Below are 12,365 nucleotides of genomic sequence, written 5' to 3' on the forward strand. Positions count from 1 at the left end.
TTCCTTTTTATAAGGAAATATAAAGAAAATGCGCTACGATTATCCCATTCCATTCCCTTAAAAGGAAGTTCATGCCCCTTTCTTGCTTGCACCCTTTTGGCCCTTTTGAAACCCCTAACAAACCGGATTTAAACAACCCTCTTTTAGATCCCCCTTCAAGCGATAAAATCTGCCTTTTAGGCCCGATGAAATCCGGTAAAACCACTTTCGCGCTCAAACTAGCAAAAAATTTTAAAAACCCTGTGTATATCAATTGCAACGACATGCGTTTGAATAAAAATATCTTAAGTTCTTGGCTTTTAAAATGGCATTTAGAAAAGAAAATGGACTCACTCATTTTAGACAATGTGGATCGTTTGGATTTTAGCCTGCCAAAGCTTTCTCAAATCATTCTTATCCCTAGCCTTTTAAACCCTATCATACCGCCCGATTTTAGCCTGTGCTATGCGTTAGGGTTGAGTTTTAAAGAATACAGCCGCTTTTTCAAGCCCAACACCCCTAAAAGCACTCTGTTTAACCGCTTTTTAAAAGAGGGCAACGCTTTAGATGCACTTTTTATCGGAAATGAACCAGAAAAAATCCTAAAAAAACAAGAAAATATCAAATTGATCTTTCAAGCTTACGCCCCTTTAATGGCTAAAATCTGCGCGTATCAATCTAAATTCATGAGCGTTTTTTACCTTTATACGCAACTCAAAAAAGAGCTTAAAATTTCTAAAGACACCCTCTATAAACTTTTACACACGCTAGAGCAACAACGAGTCCTTTTTTTAGTCCCCAGTTTTGAAAACCATAAAACCAAATTGTATTTGTGCGATTTCGCTTTGCCCTATAGCCTAACTTCTAGCCCATCGCTTTTAAATATTTTTGAAAACATGGTTTTTTTAGAGCTTTACAAGCAATTCCCCAACCACAAGCTTTACTCTCATGATAACGGGATTTTCATTTTGCACAAAAACAACGCTAATCAGTTCGCCCTCATCGCCCACGCTTTCCCCACGCCCCATTTTTTAGAAAAACAGCTTTCATGGTGCAATGAACATGGGTTTTTTAATATTATCGTCGTTTCCATCAACGCCCCCATTTTAGCGGATAATTCTTCTTACAAACACCTCAATTTTATTGATTTTTCTTTGGATATTCAATCTATTTTGGTATAATAATTATTATATACTTATATACTTATATACTTATATACTTATATACTTATATACTTATATACTTATTATTACTCATTTTTGCGAATTATTATTATATTTTTTATTTTTTCTTAAGCTAACCCACTATAAGCTATCCTAGTATTTCGTTTTTTTGAGAAATACCAACCTACCCTAAAAGCGTAGGGCATTTTTAATATTCTTTTGTAGAAAGGAAGCTATAATGAACGCATTGAAGAAATTAAGTTTCTGCGCCTTTTTGTCCCTAAGCCTTTTCGCTCAAACAGCGCATGCCGAGAGTTTTCAAGACATCGCAGACTATCCTAGTTGGCTTAAAATCAATCTTTTTAAGCATGATAACTACCTCAATCAATACATTGGTTCAGCTATTATCGTCAAAGAAAAAAACGATTTTTACTCCAATTACATCCTCTACGATGACAACTTGCCCCCTGAAAAAAACGCTGAAAAAATCGCTCTTTTAAGGGCTAAAATGAACGCTTACAGCACTTTAGAAAGCGTTCTCATCAATAAAAAAATGCGAAAACGCATCTATAGAGCCATGCAAGTTAAAAGTAACGCTATCAACCATTTGTTCAGGCTTCTTAATTTTTTAGTGTCTAAATCCATTTTAGCCAAAAGGTATGTGGATCAAATCAACCATCGTGTGTATGTTATGGTGCAATTCCCTTTCATTCAGCCTGAAGAATTGGTCACTTACTTTAAAAGGAAAAATGTTAATCTCACTCCAACGAGCGCCACTAATCTCAGCGCCATTCTCAACAAGGCGTTATTCCATATCTAATGGTTTAAAAAGCGAGCGGTTTTTAAGCGTGAAGCTATGCCTGTGAAAGGGCGTAGCCCCCAATTTGTTAATCGCTTCCATGTGTTTTTTAGTCCCGTACCCGCAATTCTTATCCCAGCCGTATTCCTTAAACAAGGCGTGCAATCCTAGCATTTCTTTATCTTTGGAAGTTTTTGCCAAAACAGACGCCATAGCGATTTGAGCGATTTTCTCATCGCCCTTAATGATCGTTTGCAGATCAGGATAGCGTTTGTTGAAGCCAAACGCCGTGTTGCCATCTATCTTTATTCCATTAGCTAAAGGGCTTAGCGTTTCTAAAATTTCTTGCACAGCGAGTTTCAAACACACCCCCAAGCTCAAGCGATCAATTGTATCTGCGCTTTTTTTAATGATGCAAAATTCCACCTCACCATGCGATTTGATTTTATCTTCCAAGAAAAAACGCTTATTTGGGCTGAGCTTTTTGCTATCCTTAAGGCCCATTTTTAGAAAATCTAAGGCTGTTTTTTCATTACACACCACCCCAGCCACAAAAAGCGAACCGGCCAAACACCCCCTACCCGCTTCATCAATGCCTAAAGTCATTGATGCGCAATCAAACCCATATAAATTTCTATCCATGTGCCTCATGCACTATCCTGTTTTCTCTTAGTTTCTTAATAAACTCTGTCAATTCTTTTTCAAAGTTTTTCACGCTTTTTCTATCGCTTGGTGATGAGGGGATAGTCAAAAAATACCCCCTACCAATTAGCTTGGCATGCTTACCTCCAGATTCCAAATAAAGATTCAAATCTTTATTGTCATGCAATGCCTCTTTTAAGATCTTACGAATCTCTTTGCAGTTAGTGGCTTTTTCAGGATTCATCTCACGCACCCACCCAAGGTTTTCAAACCTTAGGCCCAATCATTTTTTCAGGCACTACGAATTTGTCAAAATCTTCAGCGCTCAACAGCTTCAATTCCACCGCGCTTTCTTTTAAAGAAATGCCTTTTTTGTGGGCGTTTTTAGCGATTTTAGCGGCGTTTTCATAGCCTACATGCGGGTTGAGAGCGGTTACTAGCATTAAAGAATGGTGCAAGTAATAATCAATTTTTTCTCTGTTGGGTTCAATGCCGCTCGCGCAATGGGCATTAAAGCTTTCCATGCTATCGCTCAACAGCCTTAAACTTTGCAAGAAATTATAAATAATCACCGGCTTGAACACATTCAATTCAAAATTACCCTGACTGGCCGCTATGCCAATAGCGGTATCATTCCCCATCACTTGCACGGCTACCATTGTCATCGCTTCGCATTGCGTGGGGTTGACTTTACCGGGCATAATAGAACTACCCGGCTCGTTTTCAGGGATATTCAGCTCGCCCAAACCACAGCGCGGCCCACTCGCAAGCCATCTAATATCGTTAGCGATTTTCATCAAATTCGCCGCTAAAGCTTTAAAAGCCCCATGCGCATAAGCGATAGCGTCATGGCTAGTGAGTGCATGGAATTTATTAGGCGCAGAAATGAATTTCACCCCACTCAACTGGCTCAATTCTTCAGCCACTTTTTCGCCTAGTTCTTTATGAGCGTTTAGCCCGGTGCCTACGGCAGTCCCGCCTATGGCTAATTCCCTTAAATGCTCCAAACTCTCTAAAATTTGTTGTTTGGAATGCTCTAGCATGCTTGCATAGCCGCTAAATTCTTGCCCCAAAGTTAAAGGCGTGGCGTCTTGCAAATGCGTGCGCCCGATTTTGACAATCTCTTTAAATTGTTGGCTTTTTTCTTTAAAGGTTTTTAACAGATTTTCCAAACTAGGGAGCAATTTGCGCGTGATTTCTAACGCGCTCACAATGTGCATTGCAGTAGGGAAAGTGTCGTTAGAGCTTTGAGACATGTTCACATCATCGTTAGGGTGGATGAGTTTTTTCTCTCTAAAATTGCCCCCTAAAATTTCGGTGGCCTTATTGGCAATGACTTCATTGAGGTTCATGTTTGTTTGAGTCCCGCTCCCTGTTTGCCATATTGCCAACGGAAACTCACCGCACAACTCGCCTTTTAAAATGCAATCGCACGCCTTGATAATGGCTTGCGATTTTTCTAGGCTCAATTTCCCTAACTTGTGGTTGACAACCGCTAAACTTCTTTTAAGCTTTGCAAACGCGCCAATGAGTTCTTTAGGCATTTTTTCAGTGCCGATTTTAAAGTTTTCAAAACTGCGTTGCGTTTGAGCCCCCCAGTATTTGCTGTCATCTACTTGAATTTCGCCCATCGTGTCATGTTCGATTCTAAATTGCATATTAATCCTTTGAAATTTGATTTTAAAACCTTAAAAAAATAGCATAAACTCCTATACCTTCTACTTAAAAACGCTAATTTTTTCATTTCTTTAAAAAAACCATTTCCACAATTTTTACACAAAAGAGGGTTATCATTCTTTCGCAACAAGGATTTTCTTGTTATCTTATTGTAAAGGTCAAAACGATGAAAAAATTAGGCGCTTTATTGTTAGCGGGCATGTTGGGGGTTATGAGTTTAAACGCATGGGAGCAAACCCTAAAAGCCAATGATTTGGAAGTGAAAATCAAATCCGTGGGTAACCCCATTAAAGGCGATAATACTTTTATTCTTAGCCCTACCCTAAAGGGTAAAGCTTTAGAAAAAGCTATCGTTAGGGTGCAGTTTATGATGCCTGAAATGCCTGGCATGCCAGCGATGAAAGAAATGGCGCAAGTGAATGAAAAAAACGGCATTTATGAAGCCAAAACCAATCTTTCTATGAACGGGACATGGCAGGTTAGGGTGGATATTAAATCTAAAGAGGGTCAAGTTTATCGCGCTAAAACTAGCCTGGATTTATAAGGGCATGCTATCTTTTATAAGTGCATTCTATAAAAGGGGCGTTTCAATACGCCTTTTAACAGCTTTGTTACTGCTTGTTGGTTTGGGTTTGGCTAAAGATTTAGAGATCCAATCTTTTGTAGCTAAATACCTTTCTAAAAATCAAAAAATACAAGCCTTGCAAGAGCAAATTGACGCTTTAAGTTCTCAAGCTAAAGTGGTCAGCAAATGGGATAACCCTATTTTGTATTTAGGCTATAACAACGCTAATGTGAGCGACTTTTTCAGGCTGGATAGCACCTTAATGCAAAACATGAGCTTGGGCCTGTCTCAAAAAGTGGATTTAAATGGTAAAAGACTCACGCAATCTAAAATGATTGACTTAGAAAAACAAAAAAAGATCTTAGAACTTAAAAAAACCAAGCAGCAATTAGCGATCAATTTAATGATAAGCGGCATTGAAAATTATAAAAATCAAAAAGAAATAGAGCTTTTAAACGCAGCGATTAAAAATTTAGAAAACACCCTTTATACAGCCAACCATTCCAGTTCACCCAACTTGATAGCGATCGCTAAATTAGAAATTTTAAAATCGCAATTAGAAATCAAAAAAAACAATTTAGAAGAGGCCCTATCTAGCAGCCATTATTCTATGGGTGAATTGACTTTTAAAGAAAACGAGCTTTTGAGCATTGCCCCAAAAAATGTTGAATTAAACAAAGAGCAAGAGCTCCATCAAATTAGCGCCACCAATTACGATATTGCAATCGCTAGGCTTGATGAAGAAAAATCGCAAAAAGACATCACCCTAGCCAAAAAAAGCTTTTTAGAAGACGTGAATGTTACTGGGGTGTATTATTTCCGCTCCAAACAATATTATAACTATGACATGTTTAGCATCGCTTTGTCTATCCCCTTGCCTATTTATGGCAAGCAAGCCAAATTAGTGGAACAAAAGAAAAAAGAAAGTTTAGCGTTTAAAAGCGAAGTAAAAAACACCAAAAACAAAACGCACCACCTGGCCCTAAAACTCCTTAAAAAGTTAGAAACCTTGCAAAAAAACCTAGAAGCCCTTAATAAAATTGTAGGGCAAAATGAAAAAATCGCGCAAATTTATGCGCTTGATTTGAAATCTAGCGGCGATTACAACGCTTATTACAACGCCTTTAACGACAAAATCAACATTCAAATCACCCAACTTGAAACCTTAAGCGCTCTCAATAGCGCTTATTTGTCCTTACAAAACCTTAAAGGATTGGAATGAAACGGCTTTTATTTTTAGGATTGATTCTTTTTAGCCCCTTATGCGCTAATACTCAAAAGACAAAAGAAGTTAAAAGCCAAACCCGTTTTCATTTTTCCACCACTAAAGTCATAGAAAAAGAATTCGCTCAAAGCCGACGCTATTATGCGCTTTTAGAGCCCAATGAAGCGCTGATTTTTTCTCAAACCCTGCGTTTTGATGGCTATGTAGAAAAGCTTTATGCAAATAAAACCTATACCCCCATTAAAAAGGGCGATAGATTATTGAGCGTGTATTCCCCTGAATTAGTGAGCGTCCAAAGCGAGCTATTATCGTCATTGAAATTCAACCAACAAGTGGGAGCGATCAAAGAAAAATTAAAACTACTAGGGTTAGAAAACTCTAGCATTGAAAAAATCATCAGCGCCCATAAAGTCCAAAACACCATAGACATTCATTCTCGTTTCAATGGCGTTATTTTTAAAAAAAGCCCGGATTTAAATGAAGGGAGCTTTATTAAAAAAGGGCAGGAACTTTTTCAGATCATAGATTTAAGCCAATTGTGGGCGGTGGCTAAAGTCAATCAAGAAGATTTAGAGTTTTTAAAAAACACGCATAAAGCGATCTTGTTTGTAGAAGGGATTAAAGGAAAGCAAGAAATCGCACTTGAAAACATTAACCCTATCATAAACCCCCAAGACAAAATGCTAGAAGCGCGCTTCACTGTGCCTAATCTTAAATGGCTTTATTACCCTAATATGTTCGCTCAAGTAGAAATCTTTCAAAAACCCCAAAAAATGAAGATCTTACCTAAAGAAGCGGTTTTGATTAAGGGGGGGAAAGCTATCGTGTTTAAAAAAGATGATTTTGGTTTAATCCCCCTAGAAATTAAAGCCGTTCGCTTGAGCGATGGGAGTTATGAAATTTTAGAGGGTTTAGAGGTGGGTGAAGAAGTCGCTAATAACGCTTTATTCGTGCTAGACGCTGACGCTCAAAACAATGGGGATTATTAAAAATGATAGAAAAAATCATTGATTTAAGCGTTAAAAACAAGCTCATTACCGCTTTAATCACTCTGCTTATTTTTTTAGCCTCTTTGTGGGCGATAAAAAGCGTTCGTTTGGACGCTTTGCCGGATTTAAGCCCGGCTCAAGTGGTCGTGCAAATCACTTACCCCAATCAAAGCCCTAAAATCGTGCAAGAGCAGGTTACTTATCCGCTAGTTTCTACTTTTATGAGTATCGCTGATATTGACACGGTTAGGGGGATTTCTAGCTATGAAAGCGGTTTGATTTACATCATTTTTAAAGACGGCGTCAATTTGTATTGGGCTAGAGACAGGGTTTTAGAACAATTAAACCGAGTGAATAACCTCCCCAAAGACGCTAAAGTGGAAATAGGGAGCGATTCCACTTCTATTGGTTGGGCGTATCAATACGCTCTGTCTAGCGATAGCAAGAATTTAAGCGATTTGAAAGTCTTGCAAGATTTTTATTACCGCTATGCGCTTTTAGGGGTTGATGGGGTGAGTGAGGTTGCGAGCGTGGGGGGCTTTGTGAAAGATTATGAAATCACGCTTAACAACGATTCTCTAATCCGCTATAACTTGAGTTTGGAGCAAGTCGCTAACGCGATTAAAAATTCCAATAACGATACCGGTGGGGGTATTATTTTAGAAAACGGGTTTGAAAAAATTGTGCGATCGCATGGGTATATCCAATCTTTGAAAGATCTAGAAGAAATTGTGCTTAAAAAAGAAGGGGCTATCCCTTTAAAAATCAAAGATATAGCCAGCGTTAGGCTAGTTCCAAAACCACGCAGAGGAGCTGCTAATCTTAATGGCAATAAGGAAGTGGTGGGGGGGATTGTGATGGTGCGCTATCACGCTGACACTTATAAAGTCCTTAAAGCCATTAAAGAAAAAATCGCCACCTTACAAGCGAGCAACCCTGATGTGAAAATCACAAGCGTGTATGACAGGAGCGAATTGATTGAAAAAGGCATTGACAATTTGATCCACACGCTCATAGAAGAAAGTGCAATCGTGTTAGTCATCATTGCGATTTTTTTGTTGCATTTCAGGAGCGCGTTAGTGGTCATTATCACTCTGCCTTTAAGCGTGTGCATTAGTTTCTTGCTCATGCGTTATTTCAATATTGAAGCGAGCATCATGAGTTTAGGGGGCATTGCGATCGCTATAGGGGCGATGGTGGATGCAGCGATTGTGATGGTAGAAAACGCTCACAAGCATTTGCAACACATTGACATGAAAGACGATATTCAAAGGGTTAATGGCATTATAGAAGGGGTTAAGCATGTGGGAGGGGCGATATTTTTTGCTTTAATGATTATCGTGGTTTCTTTCTTGCCAATTTTTGCACTCACCGGTCAAGAAGAAAAGCTTTTTGCCCCTTTAGCTTACACCAAAACCTTTGCCATGCTAGTAGGAGCGCTACTCTCTATCACCATAGTCCCTATTTTAATGGTATGGCTCATTAAAGGGCGGATCTTAGAAGAGTCTAAAAACCCCATTAACGCTTTTTTCATTAAAATTTATGGCGCGAGCTTGAAGGTTGTGCTTAAGTTTAGATACGCTTTTTTAATAGCGAGCGTTGTGGGTTTAGGGGGCTTGTATGTATCGTATCAAAAACTTAACTGGGAATTTATCCCCCAAATCAATGAAGGGGTAATCATGTATATGCCCGTAACGCTTAATGGCGTGGGCATTGATACCGCTTTAGAATATTTGAAAAAAAGCAATAGCGCTATCAAGCAATTGGATTTTGTCAAACAGGTTTTTGGTAAAGTGGGGCGCGCTAACACCAGCACCGATGCGGCCGGTTTAGCCATGATAGAAACCTACATTGAATTAAAGCCACAAAACGAATGGAAAGAAAAGCTCAGTTACAAAGAAGTTAGGGATAAATTAGAAAAAACCTTGCAATTAAAAGGCTTGACCAACTCATGGACTTACCCCATTCGTGGGAGGACAGACATGCTCTTAACGGGCATTAGAACGCCCTTAGGCATCAAGCTCTATGGCAATGATACGGATAAATTGCAAGAATTAGCGATCCTTATGGAGCAACAGCTCAAAACCCTAAAAGAGAGTTTGTCCGTTTTTGCAGAGCGTTCTAATAATGGCTACTACATCACGCTGGATTTGAATGATGAAAATCTAGCCCGTTATGGCATCAATAAAAACGCTGTGTTAGATACGATTAAATTCGCTTTAGGCGGGGCCACGCTCACTACCATGATTAAGGGCGTAGAAAGCTACCCTATCTCTTTACGCTTAGAAGATACAGAAAGAGATAGCATTGAAAAATTAAAAAACCTCTACATCAAAACCGCTTACAATTACTTGCCCTTAAGAGAATTGGCCCATGCGTATTACGACAATTCGCCGGCGGTGTTGAAAAGCGAAAAGGGTTTGAACGTGAATTTTATTTATATTGTGCCTCAAAATGGTATAAGTTCTGATACTTACAGACAACTCGCCACAAAAGCGCTAGAAAAAATCCAATTGCCTAGCGGGTATTATTATGAATTTAGCGGCGAAAGCCATTATTTAGAAGAGGCGTTTAAAACCTTACAATACATCGTGCCGGTGAGCGTGTTTATCATTTTTATTTTAATCGTCTTTGCTTTAAAGAATTTCACTAATTCCTTGCTATGCTTTTTCACTCTGCCGTTTGCGTTTTTGGGAGGGTTGATATTCATGAATCTCATGGGCTTTAACATGAGCGTAGCGGCGTTAGTGGGCTTTTTAGCCCTTTTAGGGGTAGCGAGCGAAACGGCTATTGTGATGATCATCTATTTAGAAGATGCATTTCAAAAATTCATTAAAACCCCTTTAAAAGAGCAAAACAGCGCCGCTTTAAAAGAAGCCATCATGCATGGGGCGGTGCTTAGGGTAAGGCCCAAGCTTATGACTTTTTTCAGCATTCTAGCTTCACTCATTCCTATCATGTATAGCCATGGCACGGGTAGCGAGATCATGAAATCCATTGCCGCACCCATGCTAGGGGGCATGATAAGCAGCGTTATATTGACGCTTTTTATTATCCCTACGGCGTATTTTGTGATCAAGAACGCTAAAATTAAGGGTTAAAATTATTCTTAATCTTTTTAGGGTTTAACCTCAAATAACAATCGTATTAAAAAAAAATCTTTTCTAGCGCATGGCTTTGGACTAAAACCATATAAAGAATGGTAGGGAGCGTGATGCTTAAAATAAACGCCTTAAAAATCCGGTGCAAAAAAATAACGGCTAAAAAAGCGATGATTTCATTAAGCCCATAAGGGGGTTTTAAAATGTGAATGTCTTTGAAACAATAGACCACGAGCATGCCTATCACTGAGCATGATAAAGCCCTGCCCAAATAGCGCACAAAATCATTGGGCGGGTTTTTCGCATTAAACACCATAAAAGGCCAAACGCGCGTGAAATAAGTCGTTAGTATGATAACTAAAATAATGAGTATAGAATGCATTAACATTCCAACTGCTTCCTAAAAACAATGAGGGCAAGCACCATTAAAACTAAAGCGATGAGCAAAAAGTATTCAGTCCCAAAAAGCGCTAAACAAATAATCGCAATAACGATCCCAAGCCATGCGTTTTTATGATTCGTGTTTCGTTTGTATTGCTCCATAAACAACACGATAAAAATCGCTGTCATTACAAATTCCATGCCTTGAGTGTCAAAAGAAAAATGCGACCCCACTAACGAACCCACCAACGAGCCAAAAATCCAATAAGAATGGTTGAGTAAGGAAATGCTAAAAATAAAGTCTTTTTCACTAACCCCCTCTTTAGGGGCATACAAATTCAATAAGGCAAAGGTTTCATCCGTGAGTGCATGCGCTAAATACGGCAAACGCCATTTGGCGTCTTTAAATCTATCTAGCATGGAGAGTGCGTAACAAGTCTGTCTCGCATTCACTAACAAGCTCACAACAAGCACATTCATCAAACTCGCATGCGTGCTTAAAAGCGTGATCGCTACAAATTGGACCGCCCCAGCATAGATGAATAACGACATGAATAGGGCTACTTTATAATCATAGCCATGCTGGACTAAAAGCACCCCAAAGGTCATTCCCATAAGCAAATACCCTAAAAAGATAGAAATGGTGTGAGGGAGAGCGTCTTTAAAGGCTTTTAGAAACTCATGCATCAACAACCTTTCATTTAAACCAGTCTTTAATTTTAGAAATGCAAGTTTCTAAAACGCTTTTATGCGGTTCGCCTTCATAGCCAAAACTCGCATGCAATTTTTCCAATAACCCTTGCTGTTCTTTGTTCAAACTTTTTGGATAAATCACTTGCAATTCCACGATCAAACTCCCCCTATAAGAGCTTTCAGGGTGTTTCACGCCCTCATTTCTAAACACAAAAGTTTGTTTGTCTCTGGCGTTTCTAGGGATTTTTAATTCCAATTCGTCTCCTCTTAAAGACGGCACTTTGATCGTATGCCCTAAAGCGATAGTGGTGAAAAATACCGGCGCTTCAATGAATAAATCACAGCCCTCGCGCTTGAAATGCTCATCTTCTTTGACTTGCGCTTCTAAATACAAATCCCCTCTTTTGCCCTTCTCGTATTCATTACCCTTGTTTTTAAGCACCATGCGGTTTTGATCATCAATGCCTTCAGGGATTATTGCATCAATTTCTTCATCTTTAAGAATGTAGGTTTTACCCTTACACGCTTGGCATGGGGTTTTAATGATCTTGCCCTTGCCTTTACACGCCCCACAAGTTTGTGCAAAACTCATAAAACCTTGACGCATAAACACTTGCCCTTGCCCATTACATTGCTTGCAAGTTTCTAGGGCTTTATCTTTAGCGCCCGTGCCATCGCAGACTTCACAAACGCTTTGGTATTGGACTTTAATCGTCTTTTTACAGCCAAAAACCGCTTCTTTAAAACTCAATTTAATGGTTTGCAAATAATCCGGTGCAATAGCGCTTTTTTGCCTTTTATTCCCCCTAGCGCCAAACCCAAAAGCGTCTTCAAAAAACGAGCCTAAATCTTCAAAAAAATCAGAAAAATCGCTTTGGCTTGTGCCGGCTTGATTTAAGCCCTGCTTGCCATACCTATCGTATAAGGCCCGTTTCTTTTCATCGCTTAACACCCCATAGGCTTCATTGATGAGCTTGAATTTTTCTTCAGCTTCTTTATCGCCGGCGTTTCTGTCTGGGTGGTATTTTAACGCAAGCTTTCTGTAAGACTTTTTAATCGTCTCTTGGTTGCTGTGTTTTTCCACTTCTAAAATTTCATAATAACTTAATTCCACGATCGCTCCAAAAATGGCATCAAAAACGCTTATTTTA

At 39.1% G+C, this 12,365-nt stretch carries 12 protein-coding genes; 6 read left to right on the forward strand and 6 right to left on the reverse strand.

What is annotated here, in order from left to right:
* The first annotated feature begins 71 nt into the window (after positions 1–71).
* Together AA977_RS06090 and AA977_RS06095 are read left to right on the forward strand one after the other, a co-directional pair.
* The gene (locus AA977_RS06090) at positions 72–1,160 is read left to right on the forward strand and encodes an ATP-binding protein (protein ID WP_064434950.1); all 1,089 of its coding nucleotides are present in this window, start codon (positions 72–74) and stop codon (positions 1,158–1,160) included.
* Positions 1,161–1,380: 220 nt separating this feature from the next.
* Complete coding sequence (locus AA977_RS06095; RefSeq protein ID WP_064434951.1) at positions 1,381–1,962, forward strand: hypothetical protein; 582 nt, start codon at positions 1,381–1,383, stop codon at positions 1,960–1,962.
* Here AA977_RS06095 and AA977_RS06100 read toward each other — a convergent pair.
* The 3 genes from AA977_RS06100 to fumC are packed head-to-tail and all read right to left on the reverse strand — an operon-like array spanning position 1,948 to position 4,241.
* Entirely contained in the window at positions 1,948–2,547 is a 600-nt protein-coding gene (locus AA977_RS06100; protein WP_064435215.1) for a ribonuclease HII, read from the reverse strand. The genes AA977_RS06095 and AA977_RS06100 overlap by 15 nt on opposite strands.
* A 28-nt stretch (positions 2,548–2,575) precedes the next feature.
* On the reverse strand, positions 2,576–2,827 hold the full coding sequence (locus AA977_RS06105) for a hypothetical protein (protein WP_064434952.1): 252 nt from the start codon (positions 2,825–2,827) through the stop codon (positions 2,576–2,578).
* Between the two features lie 22 nt (positions 2,828–2,849).
* On the reverse strand, positions 2,850–4,241 hold the full coding sequence (gene fumC, locus AA977_RS06110) for a class II fumarate hydratase (RefSeq protein WP_064434953.1): 1,392 nt from the start codon (positions 4,239–4,241) through the stop codon (positions 2,850–2,852).
* Positions 4,242–4,426: 185 nt separating this feature from the next.
* Between fumC and crdA the strand changes: the two genes are divergently transcribed.
* Genes crdA through AA977_RS06130 form a run of 4 tightly spaced genes read left to right on the forward strand, consistent with a single transcriptional unit; the run spans position 4,427 to position 10,140 of the window.
* Positions 4,427–4,804 (forward strand): copper resistance determinant CrdA, encoded by a 378-nt coding sequence (gene crdA, locus AA977_RS06115; RefSeq protein WP_033604203.1) that lies wholly within the window; start codon positions 4,427–4,429, stop codon positions 4,802–4,804.
* Between the two features lie 4 nt (positions 4,805–4,808).
* The gene (gene crdB / locus AA977_RS06120) at positions 4,809–6,047 is read left to right on the forward strand and encodes a copper resistance outer membrane protein CrdB (RefSeq protein ID WP_064434954.1); all 1,239 of its coding nucleotides are present in this window, start codon (positions 4,809–4,811) and stop codon (positions 6,045–6,047) included.
* A complete protein-coding gene (locus tag AA977_RS06125; RefSeq protein WP_064434955.1) occupies positions 6,044–7,039 on the forward strand; it encodes an efflux RND transporter periplasmic adaptor subunit in 996 nt (331 codons plus the stop codon). Before crdB ends, AA977_RS06125 begins: the two co-directional genes overlap by 4 nt.
* Positions 7,040–7,041: 2 nt before the next feature.
* Entirely contained in the window at positions 7,042–10,140 is a 3,099-nt protein-coding gene (locus AA977_RS06130; protein WP_064434956.1) for an efflux RND transporter permease subunit, read from the forward strand.
* Between the two features lie 46 nt (positions 10,141–10,186).
* Here the strand turns inward: AA977_RS06130 and AA977_RS06135 are convergent, their stop codons facing one another.
* From AA977_RS06135 to dnaJ, 3 genes are read right to left on the reverse strand one after another with little or no spacing between them, the layout of a single operon-like run.
* Positions 10,187–10,528 carry a branched-chain amino acid transporter permease gene (locus AA977_RS06135; RefSeq protein WP_064434957.1) on the reverse strand — a complete coding sequence of 114 codons (342 nt, stop codon included), beginning with the start codon at positions 10,526–10,528 and terminating at the stop codon, positions 10,187–10,189.
* Complete coding sequence (azlC, locus tag AA977_RS06140) at positions 10,522–11,208, reverse strand: azaleucine resistance protein AzlC (RefSeq protein ID WP_064434958.1); 687 nt, start codon at positions 11,206–11,208, stop codon at positions 10,522–10,524. The genes AA977_RS06135 and azlC overlap by 7 nt, the downstream gene beginning before the upstream one ends.
* A 10-nt stretch (positions 11,209–11,218) precedes the next feature.
* The gene (gene dnaJ, locus AA977_RS06145; RefSeq protein WP_064434959.1) at positions 11,219–12,328 is read right to left on the reverse strand and encodes a molecular chaperone DnaJ; all 1,110 of its coding nucleotides are present in this window, start codon (positions 12,326–12,328) and stop codon (positions 11,219–11,221) included.
* Positions 12,329–12,365: the final 37 nt, after the last annotated feature.

It is taken from the genome of Helicobacter pylori (assembly GCF_001653455.1).
GTDB classification, from domain to species: domain Bacteria; phylum Campylobacterota; class Campylobacteria; order Campylobacterales; family Helicobacteraceae; genus Helicobacter; species Helicobacter pylori_A.

Bases quoted from the DNA above. Each gene is read 5' to 3' on its own strand.
- AA977_RS06090 (WP_064434950.1), top strand. From the start codon at position 72: ATGCCCCTTTCTTGCTTGCACCCTTTTGGCCCTTTTGAAACCCCTAAC.
- AA977_RS06095 (WP_064434951.1), top strand. From the start codon at position 1,381: ATGAACGCATTGAAGAAATTAAGTTTCTGCGCCTTTTTGTCCCTAAGC.
- AA977_RS06100 (WP_064435215.1), bottom strand. From the start codon at position 2,547: ATGACTTTAGGCATTGATGAAGCGGGTAGGGGGTGTTTGGCCGGTTCG.
- AA977_RS06105 (WP_064434952.1), bottom strand. From the start codon at position 2,827: ATGAATCCTGAAAAAGCCACTAACTGCAAAGAGATTCGTAAGATCTTA.
- fumC (WP_064434953.1), bottom strand. From the start codon at position 4,241: ATGCAATTTAGAATCGAACATGACACGATGGGCGAAATTCAAGTAGAT.
- crdA (WP_033604203.1), top strand. From the start codon at position 4,427: ATGAAAAAATTAGGCGCTTTATTGTTAGCGGGCATGTTGGGGGTTATG.
- crdB (WP_064434954.1), top strand. From the start codon at position 4,809: ATGCTATCTTTTATAAGTGCATTCTATAAAAGGGGCGTTTCAATACGC.
- AA977_RS06125 (WP_064434955.1), top strand. From the start codon at position 6,044: ATGAAACGGCTTTTATTTTTAGGATTGATTCTTTTTAGCCCCTTATGC.
- AA977_RS06130 (WP_064434956.1), top strand. From the start codon at position 7,042: ATGATAGAAAAAATCATTGATTTAAGCGTTAAAAACAAGCTCATTACC.
- AA977_RS06135 (WP_064434957.1), bottom strand. From the start codon at position 10,528: ATGTTAATGCATTCTATACTCATTATTTTAGTTATCATACTAACGACT.
- azlC (WP_064434958.1), bottom strand. From the start codon at position 11,208: ATGCATGAGTTTCTAAAAGCCTTTAAAGACGCTCTCCCTCACACCATT.